Origin of the sequence: Paenibacillus sp. BSR1-1, assembly GCF_030403775.1 — a bacterium.
GTDB lineage: Bacteria > Bacillota > Bacilli > Bacillales > Cytobacillaceae > Neobacillus.
Genome location: NZ_JAQMWQ010000005.1, coordinates 251,505 through 269,996 on the forward strand (window position 1 = coordinate 251,505; position 18,492 = coordinate 269,996).

The following is an 18,492-nucleotide window of genomic DNA, read 5'->3' on the forward strand; positions in this document are numbered from 1 at the left end:
AATGGTCATAAAAGAAACCGAAGAATTTGTTCGACATGAATTAGGTGAAGATGCAACAGGCCATGATTGGTTCCATGTCGATCGTGTCCGTCGGAACGCTTTACATATTTGCAAGGAAGAACAAGCTGGAGATCCGTTTATCATCGAAATGGCTGCGCTTCTCCATGATATACCTGATGAAAAATTAAATGAAAGTACGGAAAAAGGGAAGCAAAAACTTGAAACCTTTTTAGAGTCTGTCTCATTAACGGATTCCGACAAAAATCATATCGTAAAAATTATCGAATCGATTTCATATAAAGGCGGAAGAAAAACCACCTTAGAATCAATTGAAGCTAAGATTGTACAGGATGCTGATCGATTGGATGCCATCGGGGCAATTGGAATTGCCAGAGCGTTTGCCTATGGAGGGAAAAAGGGACAGCCTATTTACGATCCTAGTATTACCGTAAGAAAAGAAATGAGTTTGGAAGAATATCGAAAAGGAAAATCGACTAGCATCCATCATTTCTACGAAAAACTATTGAAATTAAGAGACCTATTAAATACAGAAGCTGCCAAAAATATGGCTGCTGGCCGTCACCAAATGATGGTCTTATTTTTAGAACAATTTTACCAAGAATGGGATGGGCAAGGCTCATGAAAATGCTAACAGTTGAAAATGTGTCAAAAACCTATGGGGAGAAACAGCTCTTTAACGATATATCCTTCACGATTAGTGAAAAGGAACGGGTAGGATTAATCGGGATAAACGGGACAGGCAAATCTTCTTTATTAAAAATTATTGCAGGTGTGGACGTTGCTGACGAAGGTAAAATTATCACTGCAAAGGATTATTCCATTGCTTATTTAGACCAGCAGCCCGAATTGGATGTGGACAAGTCTGTGCTAGAACAAGTCTTTCATGGAGAAGCGCCCATCTTAAAGTTAATGCGGGAATACGAAAAAACACTAATGGAACTGGAGCAATTTCCATCTGATGCAAAAGTTCAAGAACAACTATTTCAATTGCAAAAGCAAATGGATGCGTTAAATGCTTGGGATGCGAGTACGAATGCTAAGTCGATATTAATGAAGCTGGGAATCGAGGACTTTACAAAGAAAATTGGTGAGCTTTCTGGCGGTCAGAAAAAACGTGTCGCCTTAGCACAGGTTTTGATTGCTGAACCGGATTTACTTATCCTTGATGAGCCTACAAACCATCTGGATTTTGATTCCGTTAAATGGCTGGAGGAATATTTAAGCAGATACTCAGGTTCCATTTTGCTGGTTACACATGACCGCTACTTTTTAGACCGGGTTGCCAATCGGATGTTTGAATTAGACGGCGGCAATTTATATAGCTACAAAGGAAATTATGCGGCTTTTTTAGAAGCTAAAGCGATTCGGGAAGAAAATGAAGCAGCGACCTTTGAAAAAAGAAAAAACCTTTTCCGGCGGGAGCTTGAGTGGATCCGGCGCGGCGCCAAAGCAAGAACAACGAAGCAAAAGGCGCGTATTCAGCGGTTTGAAGAGCTAGATGAAAAGGTTGCATCAGGAAAGCCATCCAGTGAAAAGCTTGATATTTCGTTAAATGGCAGCAGACTTGGCAAACAGGTTTTTGAACTGAAGGATGGGTCCAAGCGCTATGCAGAAAAAACAATCTTAAATCATTTTGATTTATTAGTGAAGCCTGGCGATCGAATTGGGATCATTGGCAGGAATGGAGCGGGAAAATCAACCCTTTTAAATATTCTCGCCCAGAGAATTCCGCTTGATGAAGGTGAATTCATCATGGGACAGACCGTGAAAATCGCTTATTATACTCAGGAAAGCGAAGACATGGATGAAAGTAAACGGATGATTGAGTACATTAAGGAAACGGCCGAGATTGTAGAAACATCGGATGGCAAGACCATCTCCGCGGCCCAAATGCTTGAACGATTCTTATTTCCGCCATTTACCCATGGAACACCGATTCGAAAGTTGTCTGGTGGGGAAAAGCGTCGTCTTTACCTGTTGAAGCTTTTAATGACTGCACCTAACGTTCTCTTACTAGACGAGCCGACCAATGATTTAGATACACAAACCTTAACTGTCCTTGAAGACTATCTCGAAGAATTTCCTGGTGTGGTAATCACCGTTTCCCATGACCGCTATTTCCTCGATAAAGTGGCAGAGCAGCTGCTTGTTTTACGTGGTGAAGGTATCATAGATTCCTTTTATGGAAATTACACGGAATATCTAGAGAAAGAAACCACTCTAGAAGCAGTGAAAACTGTGAAAGTTTCGGCACCAGCTCCTAAAGCTCCTGAAAAGGAAAAAAAGAAAAGAATGTCCTTTAAAGAGAAAAAAGAATGGGAAGAAATTGATGAGGTCATAGCTAAAACCGAGGCAAAGCTTGAAGAAGTTTCGGAGGAATTAGGCAAGTCGGGCAGCGATTTCACCAAAGCCCAGGATTTAATGAAGCAGGAAGCTGAATTGAATGAAAAACTCGAATATTTAATTGAAAGATGGTCATATTTAGCTGAGCTTGCGGAAAATGAATAAAAAGTGCGCCTCTGGCGTGCTTTTTTGTGGTGAATGGAATATAAGGTACGGGTATTTTCTGTTTACTCGCGGAAATTTACGATTTACCCGCGAAACTTTTAAGTTTACTCGCCGAAAAAGGTAATTTACTCGCGAAACCGCATTTCTCACCAAAAATAAGAGCATCCCCCATGAATGAACGACCACCGTTGTGTTAAACTTGATAGAGATAACATTAAGAATAAGGTGATTGTGTTGAAAATTAAGGCGATCGAACCAACGCCAAGTCCAAATACAATGAAAATTATTTTAGATCAAGAACTGCCAATGGGGAAAAGCCATAATTATAAAAAAGAAACATCTTTAGAGGCTCCTCCTGTCATTCAGTCAATCCTTCAAATTGAAGGAATCAAGGGTGTGTATCACGTTGCTGATTTCCTGGCGGTTGAAAGGAATGCCAAATTTGACTGGAAGGTATTGCTCCCTCAGGTCCGTCAGTCGTTTGGAGAAGCTGCAGCCGAATCCGCTCAGACAGAAAACCAAATAAATGAGCATTTCGGTGAAATAAAAGTCGAAGTCCAAATGTTTAAGGATATTCCGCTCCAAGTGAAGTTAACCGATGGCTCGACTGAAAAACGATTTGGAATGCCTGAATACTTTTTAAAGGCAAGAGAAAAGGCGCAGCTCCCTGACGAAAACTATATTTTATTAAGAAAATGGGCTGACCAGGGTGTTCGTTACGGAGACTTCGACCAAATAGGCCAGGATGTAGTGGAAGAATTAATTGCCGCCTATCCTCATGAACGATTGGAAGCACTAGTTGAAAGTGCTCAGCAAAAAGATTCTATAACGAAAATAAAACCTACACTCACCCGGAAAAAGGTAACACTTGAAGCGCTGGCTAATACCGACTGGCAGGTACGCTATCAGCTGCTAGAGCAAATGGATGATCCGGTGTTCGAGGATTTACCAGTCCTAGAAAAGGCATTAGGGGATGAGAAGCCATCCATTCGCAGACTAGCCACTGTCTATCTTGGAATGATAAAAGACCGTGCCGTATTGCCGCTATTATATAAGGCCCTGAAGGATAAGACCGTCACGGTTCGCAGAACAGCGGGAGATTGTTTATCGGACTTGGGATTCCCTGAAGCTGCCGATGAAATGGTGGCTGCACTAAAAGACACAAGTAAATTAGTCCGATGGCGGGCGGCGATGTTTTTATATGAAGAAGGGGATGAAAGGGCCCTGCCAGCTTTAAAGGATGCTGAAAATGACTCGGAATTTGAAGTCAGCATGCAAATCAAAATGGCGATTGAACGAATCGAAGGCGGGGAAGAAGCCAGAGGGTCTGTCTGGAAGCAAATGACCGAAGCAAGAAAATCTGAAAACTGATTTTCAAAATTGCATTAGGAAGAGAAAATATAGTATTCTAACACTGGAAAGCTTATAAATGGAGGGATTATTATGTCAATGGCATATGAAGAATATATGAGACAGATGGTTTTACCGATGCGTCAAGAGTTAACACAGGCAGGTTTTCAGGAGCTTCCTACGGCAGAAGAAGTAGAAAATTTCATGGAAAATGTTAAAGGCACTTCACTAGTGGTTGTCAATTCTGTCTGTGGATGTGCGGCAGGCTTAGCACGCCCGGCAGCAACTCAAGCTGTATTAAATAGTGACAAAAAGCCTGAACATTTAGTGACCGTCTTTGCCGGACAGGATAAGGATGCAACTGCAAAAATGCGTGAATATTTCGAAGGGATTGAGCCTTCCTCACCATCGATGGCCCTGTTAAAGGACAATAAGGTCGTTCACTTTATTCCGCGTCATGATATCGAAGGCATGCCGCTTGAAGTTATTATGGAAAATTTAAAGTCTGCTTTTGAAGCAAACTGCTAATGTGGATGTCAATTGACATCCTTTTTTTATAATTAAACCATAAAGAGGTAAGAAATGTTTGTTACTACTTCAGGAAGAACAACACAGCAATTAAATGAAAAGGCAATGGACATTGCCGCGACACTCGAAGTTCCCTATCGTCCAAGAAATAAAAAGTCGGTCCAGCTTTTACAAGAAAAATGGGATAGTGATTGCCTGGTGGTTGGAAAAGAACGGCTTGAATTATTTCAAAAAGAGGAACATGAACCTTTTTTCTTCCATCCCAATTCAGCTATGTTTCGGATCAAACGTTTAATGCGCGGTGAGCATGATCCATTTGCCGAGGCAGCAAAGCTATCAAAGGGAATGACCGTCTTAGATTGCACATTAGGACTAGCATCCGATTCTATTGTCGCAAGTTTTCTTGTTGGCAAAGAAGGTTCTGTTACGGGAATTGAAGGGCAAAAATACATGGCCTATATTGTAAAAGAGGGCCTTAAAACCTGGGATACCGGGATTCCTCAAATGAATGAAGCAATGGAAAGAATCACTGTCATTCAAGCAGCTTCACTTGACTATTTAAAGGGCCTAAGTGATGACTCTGTGGACTGTGTATATTTTGATCCTATGTTTGAAGAAAGTATTATAGGATCAGTTGGAATTAAGGCGCTAGCCCATTTTGCCATATATAACGGTTTGGATGAAGAAACGATGGAAGAGGCTTTACGGGTGGCCAAATTTCGGGTGATCCTTAAAGATCATTATAGAAGCAGCCGCTTCGAAAGATACGGTTTTCAAGTGTTTCACAGACAAAATGCCAAATTTCATTTTGGGTATATTGAAAAATAAACTGAGACTAGAACCGGTCTCAGTTTTTCAATATTCAAAATCTGTTCTTTTCCATTTTTGTGAAAATGGAAGTATAATAGTTGTATAGGCTAATATACATCTACAAAATTCTCAATAGAATTTAGGTGAAAAATATGAAAAAATGGCTTCGTAAATCACTTTTTGTCACAGTGTCTATTTTAACTTTCGGTCTCGTCACGCCGACACAGCTGATGAATTCCGTAAATGGAAACAGCTTGAGCGAGCGGGATGTCTTTGAGTCTCCATCAGGAACAAACAGTTTCTCGCAAACGACCGCTTATTTAGAAGAATCAGAGTTTGATAGAGACAAGTTTATGCAAAATTTATTGAAGCAGGCAGAATTACAATCATATCAAAAGTTTGGCAGCAAGATTAAACCTGTTATCGAAGATGAATTTCGTGAAATCATTTTACCCAATATTGAAATCGCCCTGAATCAAACTGCTGACCAATTTCCTGAAGAGGATTTAAAAAATCTTGCGATCACTGAGCATCCAGGAACGGGACATTCGGAAAAAATATTTAATATAAAAAATGCTATTGATGGAAAAGATATTCTACGATTCCATGTTCGAAGAGATAATCCGCCGCAGGCAGGTTATTGGTTTAATTTTCATTATCATACCCACCATGATGAGTTTCAAAATCATTATGAATTAGGATCCATTTATTGGGATAAAAATACTCCGCCAAAATGGATGAGTTAACTCGAGTACATTTGCTAAATAGCCAAAAAAAAATTTATATTATAAATGAAACTTTTTTAAGACAGACTCGTAAATAGACTATTACCTAAAATGGAGGAATGAAAAATGGCAATAAGTTTATCAAAAGGGCAAAAGGTTGATTTAACAAAAACAAATCCAGGACTAACAAATGTTGTGGTTGGACTTGGATGGGACACGAATAAATACGATGGCGGAAATGATTTTGACTTGGACTCATCAGTATTTTTGCTCGGGGAAAATGGAAAAGTAACGAACGAAACTGACTTCGTTTTCTACAATAACCCTCAAGGAGCAAATGGTGCCGTTGTACATACAGGAGATAACCGCACAGGTGCAGGTGATGGGGACGATGAGCAAATTACCATCAATTTAACAGCTATTCCTGCAAACGTACAGCGTATCGCTTTTACGATTACCATTCATGATGCGGCCAGCCGCAACCAAAACTTTGGCCAGGTTTCTAATTCATATGCCCGCATTTTTAATGAAGCTACAGGGGAAGAACTTATTCGTTATGATTTAGGTGAAGATTTCTCCATTGAAACAGCTATCGTTGTAGGGGAATTATACCGCCACAATGGTGAGTGGAAATTCAGTGCAATTGGCAGCGGCTACCAAGGCGGTTTAGCAGCACTTGCAACCGACTTTGGATTACAGGTTGGCTAAATTTAAAAATGAAGAGACCCGGCGCCCGGCTGGGTCTTTTTACAAAATTTTGTTTACTTACTAGGAGGAATTTCTTTAATGTCAGTTTTGCAGGGAATAATTGACACATATGCTCAATTTTTTGATTTGGATATGTGGGGAAAAGTATTAACCGATCCAGTCAGCTGGGGACTTATTGGTACTCTTATTATTTTAGAAGGTTTACTTTCAGCGGATAACGCCCTTGTTTTAGCCGTCATGGTTAAGCATTTGCCGCCTGAGAAGCGGAAAAAGGCATTATTTTATGGTTTAATTGGGGCTTATATTTTCCGTTTTATCGCAATTGGAATCGGGGTTTACCTCATTGAGCTATGGTGGGTGAAGGTCCTTGGCGCCGCATACCTTGCATGGTTATCAATTAAGTATTTTATTGATAAACAAAAGGGTGGAGAAGATGACGGTGAAGAGGGGGCAGAAGGAATTAACCAAAAAGGGTTATTGATCCGCATGTTTGGTACCTTTTGGGGAACAGTAGCCTCTGTTGAATTAATGGATATTGCCTTCTCCGTTGACAGCGTCCTTGCCGCATTTGGAGTGAGTAACGAAGTGTGGGTATTATTAGTTGGCGGTATGCTGGGTGTGTTAATGATGCGGGGTGTGGCCGGTGTATTCTTAACCCTAATTGATAAAGTACCTGAGCTGGAAACATCCGCTTATATCTTAATTCTTATTATTTCCATTAAGATGTTCCTCGGTGTCTTTGATATTCATATTGAGTCACTTTACTTCTTTATCATCTTACTGGTAACATTTGGAGCGACATTTATTGTACACTTCATGAATAAGAATAAAGAAGGCACCAAAGAACGTAATTCATAACATAGTTGATTTAATATTAGGGAGCTGACGAGAGTCCGTCTCCCTTATTTTTTACCTTTAAAGAGAGGTATTAACTAATGAGATTTTTTACATATTTTTATGAAAATGAAATGGAACAGTATTTTTATTTAAAGCCGCAAAGCTTTAGCAAGTATTCAAGGCGTGAGCTGTTATCCTATGGTCTGGGTGCCACCCTCTATATGCCTGCAACACGGCCGAATATACATCAAGAAATTCTCTCAAAGAAGCACAACGGGTTAACTTCACTTGTGATTGACCTTGAGGATGCGGTAGGGGACAAGGAAGTACTTCGTGCTGAAAAACTGCTGATTAGGGAGCTGTTAAATTTATTCGGAGAGTTTTATAAAGGTTTTTTAAACTTTGAAGATTTGCCGCTTATGTTTGTACGGATTAGGGATCTTGAGCAGCTCAAACGTGTAACGGAACAGCTGGGCGATGCCATTCGACTTCTAACAGGTGTTGTACTCCCCAAATTTAATGCTGAGAATGGTGAAGAATTATTAAGCGAGGTGCAGCGGCTTCATTCTGGGGAGCATCCATTTTACGCTATGCCCATACTTGAAACAGCAAGGATTATTCAAAAAGAAACAAGGATGGAAGAATTATTATCGATAAAACAGCAGGTAGACCGCTATAAGGAAAATGTTTTAAATATTCGGATTGGAGCGACTGATTTTTGTGGATTATATGGGATCCGCCGGAGTGCTGATACGACAGTTTACGATATTGCGGTATTAAGAGATTGCATAACTGATATTATTAATGTTTTTGAACGTTTTGACAATCCATATGTTGTTTCTGGCCCTGTTTGGGAATATTTTTCGGCTAAAAATAGAATGCTGAAACCTCAGCTCAGACAAACCCCATTTCGTGAACGCTATGGGGATGAAGGGCTTAAATGGAGAGCTAAATTAATCGATAATCATTTGGATGGACTAATTAGGGAAACCATTATGGATATCGCCAACGGCTTAACAGGAAAAACAATTATTCATCCCTCTCATATCAAGATTGTCCAAGCGCTAAATGTGGTTACCTACGAGGAGTTTATTGATGCGAGTAATGTTGTAAAGGCGGCAACGGGTGAAATTGGGGTCATGAAAAGCGAGTTTGCTAATAAAATGAACGAGATTAAACCTCATTTTTATTGGGCCAAGAAAATCCTATTAAAATCACAGCTTTACGGGGTGTTACATGAAGAATTCACAAACATTGACCTTATCAAAAAAGAAGTATACGTTTCACATCCTTGACTCGATTAATGTGGAAATTGAAGTTACAGAAAATCCATATCAATTACCTATTGACGATCTTTTTACAATGGCAGCAAGGATTAATAAAAAACGCACGTTTTTGTTTGTAAGCAAAGTGCTTGGAAAACATTTGCCTATTGATGCCAATAAGGGGTTGACCACAGCGGCACTTCTAGCGGTTAGATTTTTAGAATCAATAAAAGGTTTGGAATGCCGGGAGAAGGAACGTCTATTACTCTCCTTTCAACAGGGGGGGGAGTTCATAGATCAGCCATTTATTCCGCCACATATTAATCCGATTGTGATAGGGTTTGCGGAAACGGCGACTGCCCTAGGACACGCATTTTTTTCTTGCTTTCAAAATGCCGATTATTTCCATACGACAAGAGAAGAGATAGAAAATCAAACACCTGGGATTACCTTTGAAGAAGAGCACTCACATGCAACTTCACACCGCTGTTATGTTGCTCCGGAACTTCTTCAAAATAATAGGGAGATCATTCTTGTTGATGATGAAATGACGACAGGAAAGACAGCCATTAATATTATTCGCTCGATTCACGAACAATTTCCACGTAAGGAATACACAGTTGTATCGATTTTGGATTGGCGTTCAGACGAGAACAAAGCGGAATTTTTTCGGCTAGAGAAAGAACTGGATATTAAGATTAAGGTGGTTAGTCTTTTATCCGGAACCGTACTGGTCCATCAGTTGAAGGGGTTGGAGGAACAATCGCATGAATTTAATCGGGAGAATCAAATCGAGATGTCGATTGAGAAGGTACGATTAGCCCAATATTTTAAACCAAGCCCTTTTCATGACAGAATAAATGTTCCATATATAAATGATACAGGACGATTCGGGTTAAACAATGCCCAACAACTTAGGAATCAACAAAAAATGGCCAAAGCAGCAAAATTTTTAAAAGATAAACGCTCAGGTCAAAACACGCTTTGTCTCGGAACAGGAGAATTCATGTATCTGCCCATGAAATTAGCAGCGGGTATGGGGAAGGGCATTTCCTATCAATCCACTACCAGGAGCCCTATTTATATCAAAAATCAAGAAGGGTATGGAGCAAGATTTGGTCTCACCTTTCCTAATCCTGAAGATTGGGATGTCACCCATTTTGTCTATAATATCCCGCCTGGATTTTATGATGAATTATTTATATTTTTTGAAAGAGAAATAGAATTAAAGAATCTTCAGCCGTTCTTGGACGGATTAGCACCATTACAAATTGAGTCTGTGAAGGTCGTCTTTTTTTCTAATGCAAGAGGTGAATAACATGCAGAAAACGATTAAAAAGCCAGCGGTTATTGGAACTTATCGAGAAGATGATGTTCTTTTCTTATTAAAGGATTTAAGTGCCATTAAGCTTGAGGATTCGACCAAAAACCGGGAAGTTAGGATACAATCAGGCGGTCATTATAGTGAATCATTGCCAATCGAGTACCAGCCGCCAAAGGAGTATGTTGATTTATTTTGGAAAACCCTCTATGAGTATAAACGGAAAGTAGCGTTGTGTATTGGCATTGTAGCGGAACTAATCTACGAATTAAAGGGAGAAAGAACGGTTCTCGTTTCTCTGGCACGTGCAGGAACTCCAGTCGGAATTCTCATTAAGCGGTATCTAAAAAGGCGTTACAATGTGTCTCTTAAGCATTATAGTATATCGATTATTCGTGACCGCGGAATGGACGAAAATGCCATTCACTATATCCTTAACGAACATCCGGATGGAATCATTCAATTTGTGGATGGCTGGACCGGAAAAGGCGCGATTTCAATCGAACTGACAAAGGCCTGTCAGGATTTTGAGCAAAAATATGGAATTGCCCTTGATGATACGCTTGCGGTCATGGCCGACCCAGGTTATTGCACCAAGCTTTTTGGAACAAGAGAGGATTTTTTAATACCGAGCGCTTGTTTAAATTCAACGGTATCGGGTCTTGTAAGCCGAACGGTTTTAAATGATCAATACATTGGTCCAGAAGATTTTCATGGGGTAAAATTTTACAAGGAGCTTCAAGCAGAGGACGTATCAAATGAATTTATTAGGTTAATAGATGATGAATTTACGAGTATTTCTGAAGAAGCGCATGAACTCTCATTGAAAAAGAGACAGGAAAATATGGATGCCGGTTTTTTAGGGATGAAGGATGTAAAGAAAATCCAGGCTGAATTTGCGATTGAAAGCACCCATTATATTAAACCAGGAGTTGGCGAAACGACCAGGGTATTGCTTAGAAGGGTGCCATGGAAAATATTGATGCGTGATTCATCCAGCCCTTTCGTCCAGCATATTCTCATGTTGGCAAAAGAAAAGGGTGTCGAAGTAGTCGAATACCCTGGCTTGAACTATTTATGCTGCGGTCTAATCAAATCAGTGAAGGAGAAAAACAGATGATTTTTGCATCTGATCTTGACCGGACACTTGTTTATTCAAAAAGAGCGCTTGATGAGCTTGGGATTCCCGAAGGAATGTGTCTTAAACCTGTCGAAAAAAAAGATGGCAGGTGGGTTGCCTATATGACGGAATCCTCTTTTTCCACTTTAAAAGAGCTTATCCGTCATAGTGTATTTATCCCCGTGACCACAAGAACGACAGAACAATTTAATCGATTTACGATTTTTACCGAAGATTTCCAGCTGAAATATGCGATTACCACAAATGGTGCCACTATTTTACATCAAGGGGAACAATTAGAGGAATGGTCAAAACATATTTTTCAAAAGTTAGCAATGGATTCGGCTTCTCTAGAAGAATTGTTAGCGGTTGTTCAGCGTGAGGGGTACCATTTCGAAGGGCAATTAAAGCAAGTGGAAAATCTATTTTTCTATTACATACTAGATAGTTTCCCTGATTCCTTTGCCAAAAGTGAATTAAATGAATTGGCCGCAAAATATGGCTGGAGAATTTCCTTGCAAGGGAAGAAGCTTTACTTTATGCCAATGGCCATTCGAAAAGGCGCAGCCCTTGAATATATTTGTCAGCGGGAAGGAATGAAGGCGATTGCCGGCGCTGGTGACTCGCTTTTAGATTTGGACTTTTTAGATATCTGCCAATATCGATTTGTCCCTAATCATGGTGAAGTAGCCTGCGTGTCCAAGAAAACCGGACTAACGTTAACCACAAACTCTGGTGCATTGGCGGGGGAAGAAATTCTCCATCAGTTTTTAAAGCGCTGTTTTACTTTAATATCCGAGTGAAAACAAAATAATAGAGGGAAGAAAAAAGACTAAAGCAAGAAATAAAAAATATTATGGACAGTCCTATCGAATGAAGTACAGGAACAAGCAGAAGCGTAAAGATTAAACTGAACACAAGTAAATCTAGATAAATAAAAGCGCTTGCACTCATCACTTCGAGGACGTCATTGATTTCCTCATCGATTAGTTCTATCTTCGGCCGCTTATATAAAAAACGCATACTGTCACCTACTTAAGTTTGAGTACTCAAATAATATGTAGGGACAAGGAAAAAGGTGAAAAAGGTGGAAATTGCTCTAAAAATGAAACATTTTTCGAACACTTTCGTATAAAGAAATGAACCATTTTTATAACTGTGATATGATGAAATAGTAACCTTACATAATTTGCTAAGTTTGAAAAATCTTTCGCTTTCAGAGGAAGGGATCATGAATGCACCCATCATACAATCAGTTAATCGTCCGACCAATTGGGGCCCTTTCATTTGAAAATTGGCACGGATTATTAAAGAAAATGTTACCGGAACGGCCGGAATATTTATTAGAAAATGGAACGATTCAAATTGGGCAGGTCCTAGCGAAATTCCTTGGCGTACCCATTGATACAGATGAATACTATAACCAGCTTTTTGAATACGTGAATGTGCATGATTGGGGCTTGCAGTTGTTAAGTGAAGACTCACTTGATAAATCCATCAACAATGTCCACTTTCAGGCGATTCAAAAAGTGTTGAATATTCATCAAGAACAGAAGCTTTCGATCAATCGTTTTACCGCTTTTATGGATGGAGACCAGCTTTTACTAAAATCAATGGACCCAGCTATTCATCGAAAGCTGAGAGAAGCCATGATCGCAATGCTGGAATTATACGCAGGTATGGAGAATGACGGATTGAAAAATCACGAGCTAAGGCGGGTTCTCGTAGATGTGGTCAAATGGTCTGTTAATCATTTGCAGCCTGTTCTCGAAAAGGCCAATCCCGAAAAAGAAATGCCAAAGTTTTTGTGGTACGGCGATTTTAAAAAGAGTCATCAATATTTTTTATTTTATTTAGCAAAGCTAGGCTGTGACATTGTAATTTTTCATCCAGAAGGTAAAGATGTATTGGGTGGTATGATTCAGGAACCAGTCTTCACCCATCAATATCCAAACCAGCAGCCTGCAGAACCGTTTCCAAAAGAAAAACGGAGCCGGAAAACGACCATTGCATACCGGGCTTCAAAAGAGATTGAAACGATCCTGAATCAAGAGGGATCGGGTCTTTATAAGCCTTGGCAGTTAAGGGAGTATACTCCGTCATCCATTACGCTAAAAACGACTTATGATGAATTGTTTATCCTTAGTAAGGAACTGGCAATGATCCGCCCAGATTTTTCAGTCGAAAATGGACAGGTCATAATCCCGTCCGTTTTCGCCAAAGTCCTTGGTGTTAGTAAAAATCGAAAAGAATATTGGGAACGGATACAATCGCTTAGCCAATTCGACCACAGTCTTCTTATTCGCCAGCTGCCTATTGCGACCTCAAACAATAGCGATTTTCGCTACCATTACCGAAACGCAATGGGCCGGGATGGCTTAATAAGCCCGGATATGGTGATGCAATCCCATTACTGGCCCTATTCTTTTTTACCAACAGGACTGCAAAAAGGAATGGCAAATGCAATCCGTGAAATCTGCCATGAGCCTGATTTAAAGCCTTTGCCAATGGAAAGCATGGAAGATGTTAAAATTTTTCTGTTTACGCAGGCAATGTTTATCCCGAAGAACGTAATTCAGTTATTGGAGAAGTTTGACTATTCCCAGCATGTTCCAAAAATAATTATTTTCAACAATGAATTAACTGGTATGCTTTCAAGAGCTGATGCAGCCTTATTACTTCTACTTAATCAATTTGGGGTAGATATTGTTTTGTATAATCCCACTGGGCACAATGATATCGAAAATTATCTCGATGACCGATTATTTGATAAACACTGGCTCGAAGACATGGTATTTGATTTGGAATATAAAGAGCCTTCTCTTTTTAAAAAAGGTCTATTTCAAGGAATCTTAAAAAATTTAAGGGGAGATTAATGAGTGAATTCATCGCCAAATCCTTCAAGCGGCTTAACGCCGGCAACCGCCGAAGACGTATTAACAGAAACAAAAGTATCCGATATTAAGCTCGCTCTTCGCAAAGAGCCTGAAATTCAAAATTTGGCACGCACCATTGATGAACGCGACCAGATTCAAGTTTTAGAGTTTGGGAAAGAGCCAGCGGTACAAGTCTCACGCTTTTCCGATCAAATCCTCGCCAATATGCGGACAACAAAGGTGGAGGATTCCGGGGAGCTGCTCAAACAGTTGGGCCGTATCATGGACCGTTTTGATCCTAAAGATTTTCAAAAATCATCTCCCGGTCTTTTTGGTAAGCTGTTCAAAAAAGGCGAAAAGATGATCGAGAAGATTTTTGGCAAATATCAAACCATGGGATCGGAAATTGATAAGGTCTATGTTGAAATTTCAAAATACCGCCAAGAAATGGTCGAATCGACCACAATGCTCGAACAAATGTATGAACAAAACTATCAATTTTACTTAACGCTTGAAAAATACGTCGTGGCTGGGGAAATCAAGGTAGAGGAACTGAAAAATAACCAGCTGCCACAGCTTGAAGCCCGCGCTGCCGCAGGAGATCAGCTGGCTTCCATGCAGCTAGATTCTCTTCGGAATGCCATCGAGCTTTTAGAACAGCGTGTTTATGATCTAGAAATGGCTAAAATGGTAGCGTTGCAAACGGCACCGCAAATCCGGTTATTACAAAGGGGTAATACGAAACTGATTGGAAAGATCAATTCAGCCTTTGTGACAACGATTCCAATTTTTAAAAATGGCTTAATTCAGGCCGTGGCGGCAAAAAGGCAAAAGCTTGTAGCTGATTCGATGAGTGAGTTGGACCGCCGCACCAATGAAATGCTCCTGAAAAACGCACAAAACATTTCGCAGCAAAGCACGGATATCGCAAGGCTTGCCGGCGGCCCGAGCATCAAAATTGAAACAATCGAAGAATCGTGGAACATCATCATCAAGGGAATGCAGGAAACAAAGGCGATTGAAGAAGAAAACAAACGCATGCGTATAGAGGGAACAAAGCGGTTAGAGCAGCTTCAAGATAATTTCAAGAAAATGAAACAACAATAATTTTTATGAGGTGATTGATATGGCAATTAATTTACAAAAAGGTCAAAGGGTGGATTTAACAAAGGGGAATCCAGGACTAGCGAAAATCATGGTAGGATTAGGCTGGGACCCTGTGCAAAGCTCTGGCGGCGGTGGTCTGTTAGGCTCCTTATTTGGAGGCGGAGGCAGTTCTGCTAACGTGGACTGTGACGCATCTGTGATCATGCTTGGTGCCAATGACAAATTGCAAAACAATAAAGATGTGATTTATTTTGGCAATTTAAAAAGCAATGACGGCAGCGTTCAGCACTCCGGCGACAACTTGACTGGTGCCGGCGATGGCGATGACGAGCAAATCATGATCGACTTAAGCAGAGTACCTTCTCATATTCAAAAGCTGGTTTTCGTAGTAAATATTTACGACTGCGTAAAAAGAAAACAGCATTTTGGCATGATCCGCAATGCTTTTATCAGAGTTGTAAATCCAACCAACAATCAAGAGTTAATCAAATATAATTTATCCGATAATTATAGCGGTCTGACATGCCTTGTTACAGGTGAAATTTACCGCAACAACAATGAGTGGAAGTTTGCGGCAATCGGCAGCGGCACAAATGCAGCCAGCCTAAGCGAAGTAGTTCGTTCATATTCATAATGAGGTGATACTTTTGGGCATCAACTTATCAAAAGGACAAAGAATTGATTTAACGAAAACAAATCCGGGTTTAACGAAGGTCATTATCGGTCTTGGCTGGGATACGAACCGTTATCATGGCGGCCATGATTTCGATTTGGATGCTTCAGCGTTTTTAACAGATGCAAACAGCAGGGTGACACAGGATTTAGATTTTATTTTTTACAATAACTTAGTTCACACTTCCGGTTCTGTTGAACATACCGGCGATAACCGCACTGGTGAAGGCGATGGCGACGACGAGCAAATCAAGATTGACTTTAGCAAGGTACCAACGCATGTTAGCCGGATTGCGATTACGGTCACTATCCATGATGCCGAAGCAAGGAACCAGAACTTCGGGCAGGTCAGCAATGCCTTTGCCCGCGTAGTCGATGAAGAAACGAATCGCGAGATCCTGCGTTTCGACCTTGGCGAGGATTTCTCCGTAGAAACGGCTGTCGTCATTTGTGAGCTTTACCGCCATAACGGCGAATGGAAATTCAACGCAGTCGGCAGCGGCTTCTCTGGTGGACTAGCTGCACTATGCCGGAACTTTGGGTTGGAAGTTTAATTTTATTGAGATGGAAAGCTGCCGATTTGGCGGCTTTTTGTTTTTTTAGATGATGAATGGCGGTTCATTGCCCGCGGGGACTAAATTTTTGCTATTACGGTTAATGAACTATCCCTCCCCATAAAAACTTATAATCGTAATAATCCCTATTTTTACCTATAAAATTCCGAATCTAGCAAACTATTTACCATGTTATAATTCAACTAATAACAATAATAGACATATTGGGGGAATTTGCATGCGTAAATGGATTATTGCTATCATCATGATGTGCTTGTTCCTATCCATAAATACCACATCCCAGGCGGCAATTGACGGTGTTAGACTTGTGGATTATCCGAAAAATTCTATCCTCTATCAATCTCTTACAACAAATAAATCATTAGATCAATTAAATCAAATTATCATACTTCCGAAACAGCCATTCGACCAAAAAGAAGCTTCCGCTATCATAACAAGAATGGGTTCGCTTCCAGTTACTATTTTAGATAAAATCAATAACCAAGGCATTAATCTTAAGCTGTTCACAGGGAAACTAACCGACAACCCTACAGCAAGCTATTTGGCGGGGCAGACACCACGCGGCTATCAAAACAACGTTACGTGGGATGACGTCCCTGGAATCGGCGGTTCAAAAGTTGTTCTGGTGAAGATTGGGGCAAGCGAAAAGGGGAAAGGACATGGATCAGTTAACCTAGAGCTCCATGAAATGGCCCATTCCATTGACCGATATGTTTACAATGACATTAGCGGCACCACCAAATTTCATGATATATGGGAAAAGGAACACAATCTGATTTTTCCTGGCAACAGCTATTTCCTATACCCGGAAGAATATTTTGCTGAAAGCTTTGCAATGTACTATTTAAACAATAAGACGAAAGAGCTCCTTCGATTCAAAGCTCCAGAAACGTATCATTTTATAAAGAATTTAAACTAATTTTTTTAAATGAAAATTGAATAGAAATAGAAGCATAAACCTTGGATAAGTTCGTGCTTCTATTTTCCTATCAAAGAATTATTTAGTTTTGCTTTTTTCTTGTTGTCTCCATAAAAATCTAAACTAACATATACGTTAGAAAAGACAATAGAAAAGAAGTAATAATAGTGGCAATAAATGGACGGATGGCTTTCGTACGTAATTCTTTTAAGCTAATATTTAATCCTAAGCCGGTCATAGACATGGTTAAAAGAAATGACGTGACAGCTGCAATATCAGACATTACCTTCTTAGATTGTAAAATTTCTTGGCCAATGATGTAGCTCCCCACAAAACTCATAAGGATAAACCCAATTAAAAACCATGGAAACTCGAATTTTGCCTCTCTCTCTATTTTTCCCTTCTTTTTCATCCAAAGCAAAAGGATAAAACAAACCGGAATTAATAAGAATACGCGTGTGAGTTTGGCAAGCAATGCGTGAGCCAGTGCATCCTGGCCTGCGGGGGCTGCGGCTAAAGCTACATGGCCAATCTCATGGAGGCTGATTCCTACCCAATTTCCGTAGTCTATAGGACTCATAGATATTAAAGGAATTAATACCGTATAGATAATTGAAAATACTGTGCCAACTAATGCGATGATGCCAACCCCCATGGCGGTATCATCTTCTTTTGCTTTAATTATTGGCGAAACAGCGCCAATCGCAGCAGCACCACAAATCCCTGTTCCAACACCTAATAATAAAGATAGATTTAAATCTGCTTTCAGCCATTTTGCAAGGATCATCATTACTACAATGGAAAAAATGATCGTTCCGGTGCCTCTTAGCAAAAGGGGTAACCCCTGATGGAAAATGACGACCATGTTAAGCTTTAAACCATAAAGGATGATGGCCAAGCGTAATAGTTTTTTTGATGAAAATTGAATACCAGTTCTTAACCTTTCCGGATATCCAAAAACCTGTCGATAAACCACAGCAAGTAAAATGGCACACGCAAGTGGTCCAATGTGATTTAGACCTGGCAGTCCTGCCAAAATGAAACCAACCACGGCTATGATAAATGTAAAACCAATTCCTAATATCATTGAAACGTATAGCTTCTTTTCAGCTTTTTTATAGTTGTTAGGACTGGAACTGATTATAGACTT

At 40.1% G+C, this 18,492-nt stretch carries 18 protein-coding genes; 17 read left to right on the forward strand and 1 reads right to left on the reverse strand.

The annotated features are described in order from the left end of the window. Position 1 precedes the first annotated feature (1 nt). From PH210_RS11340 to PH210_RS11420, 17 genes are all read left to right on the forward strand, one after another. Complete coding sequence (locus tag PH210_RS11340) at positions 2-643, forward strand: HD domain-containing protein (protein ID WP_289985424.1); 642 nt, start codon at positions 2-4, stop codon at positions 641-643. Beyond that, positions 640-2,529: an ABC-F family ATP-binding cassette domain-containing protein gene (locus tag PH210_RS11345; protein WP_289985426.1), complete on the forward strand. Its 1,890-nt coding sequence runs from the start codon at positions 640-642 to the stop codon at positions 2,527-2,529. The genes PH210_RS11340 and PH210_RS11345 overlap by 4 nt, the downstream gene beginning before the upstream one ends. Positions 2,530-2,763: 234 nt before the next feature. Then, positions 2,764-3,900 carry a conserved virulence factor C family protein gene (locus PH210_RS11350; protein WP_289985428.1) on the forward strand — a complete coding sequence of 379 codons (1,137 nt, stop codon included), beginning with the start codon at positions 2,764-2,766 and terminating at the stop codon, positions 3,898-3,900. Between the two features lie 72 nt (positions 3,901-3,972). Then, positions 3,973-4,407, forward strand: a complete 435-nt coding sequence (locus PH210_RS11355) for a BrxA/BrxB family bacilliredoxin (RefSeq protein WP_289985429.1) — start codon at positions 3,973-3,975, stop codon at positions 4,405-4,407. A 54-nt stretch (positions 4,408-4,461) separates the two neighbouring features. Continuing rightward, positions 4,462-5,235: a class I SAM-dependent methyltransferase gene (locus PH210_RS11360; protein ID WP_289985430.1), complete on the forward strand. Its 774-nt coding sequence runs from the start codon at positions 4,462-4,464 to the stop codon at positions 5,233-5,235. A 134-nt stretch (positions 5,236-5,369) separates the two neighbouring features. Then, a complete protein-coding gene (locus PH210_RS11365) occupies positions 5,370-5,963 on the forward strand; it encodes a YpjP family protein (protein WP_289985432.1) in 594 nt (197 codons plus the stop codon). Positions 5,964-6,068: 105 nt separating this feature from the next. Then, on the forward strand, positions 6,069-6,650 hold the full coding sequence (locus PH210_RS11370) for a TerD family protein (RefSeq protein ID WP_289985434.1): 582 nt from the start codon (positions 6,069-6,071) through the stop codon (positions 6,648-6,650). A 78-nt stretch (positions 6,651-6,728) separates the two neighbouring features. Then, a complete protein-coding gene (locus PH210_RS11375; protein WP_289985435.1) occupies positions 6,729-7,508 on the forward strand; it encodes a TerC family protein in 780 nt (259 codons plus the stop codon). A gap of 77 nt (positions 7,509-7,585) precedes the next feature. After that, on the forward strand, positions 7,586-8,782 hold the full coding sequence (locus tag PH210_RS11380; protein ID WP_289985436.1) for an HpcH/HpaI aldolase/citrate lyase family protein: 1,197 nt from the start codon (positions 7,586-7,588) through the stop codon (positions 8,780-8,782). After that, the gene (locus PH210_RS11385; protein ID WP_289985437.1) at positions 8,724-10,070 is read left to right on the forward strand and encodes a phosphoribosyltransferase family protein; all 1,347 of its coding nucleotides are present in this window, start codon (positions 8,724-8,726) and stop codon (positions 10,068-10,070) included. The genes PH210_RS11380 and PH210_RS11385 overlap by 59 nt, the downstream gene beginning before the upstream one ends. 1 nt (position 10,071) lies before the next feature. Continuing rightward, positions 10,072-11,193, forward strand: coding sequence for a cysteine protease StiP family protein (locus PH210_RS11390; protein WP_289985438.1), 1,122 nt, complete (start codon positions 10,072-10,074; stop codon positions 11,191-11,193). After that, complete coding sequence (locus PH210_RS11395) at positions 11,190-11,996, forward strand: HAD family hydrolase (protein ID WP_289985439.1); 807 nt, start codon at positions 11,190-11,192, stop codon at positions 11,994-11,996. The genes PH210_RS11390 and PH210_RS11395 overlap by 4 nt, the downstream gene beginning before the upstream one ends. A 432-nt stretch (positions 11,997-12,428) precedes the next feature. After that, positions 12,429-14,069, forward strand: a complete 1,641-nt coding sequence (locus tag PH210_RS11400) for a YceG family protein (protein ID WP_289985440.1) — start codon at positions 12,429-12,431, stop codon at positions 14,067-14,069. A 3-nt stretch (positions 14,070-14,072) separates the two neighbouring features. Then, positions 14,073-15,176: a toxic anion resistance protein gene (locus PH210_RS11405; protein WP_289985441.1), complete on the forward strand. Its 1,104-nt coding sequence runs from the start codon at positions 14,073-14,075 to the stop codon at positions 15,174-15,176. Positions 15,177-15,195: 19 nt separating this feature from the next. Then, on the forward strand, positions 15,196-15,810 hold the full coding sequence (locus PH210_RS11410) for a TerD family protein (protein ID WP_289985442.1): 615 nt from the start codon (positions 15,196-15,198) through the stop codon (positions 15,808-15,810). A gap of 13 nt (positions 15,811-15,823) precedes the next feature. After that, the gene (locus PH210_RS11415) at positions 15,824-16,402 is read left to right on the forward strand and encodes a TerD family protein (RefSeq protein WP_289985443.1); all 579 of its coding nucleotides are present in this window, start codon (positions 15,824-15,826) and stop codon (positions 16,400-16,402) included. Between the two features lie 238 nt (positions 16,403-16,640). Beyond that, entirely contained in the window at positions 16,641-17,342 is a 702-nt protein-coding gene (locus PH210_RS11420; RefSeq protein ID WP_289985446.1) for an anthrax toxin lethal factor-related metalloendopeptidase, read from the forward strand. 118 nt (positions 17,343-17,460) lie between these two features. On the opposite strand, the gene PH210_RS11425 is transcribed toward PH210_RS11420, so the two are convergent. Beyond that, positions 17,461-18,429: a YeiH family protein gene (locus PH210_RS11425; RefSeq protein ID WP_289985503.1), complete on the reverse strand. Its 969-nt coding sequence runs from the start codon at positions 18,427-18,429 to the stop codon at positions 17,461-17,463. Positions 18,430-18,492: the final 63 nt, after the last annotated feature.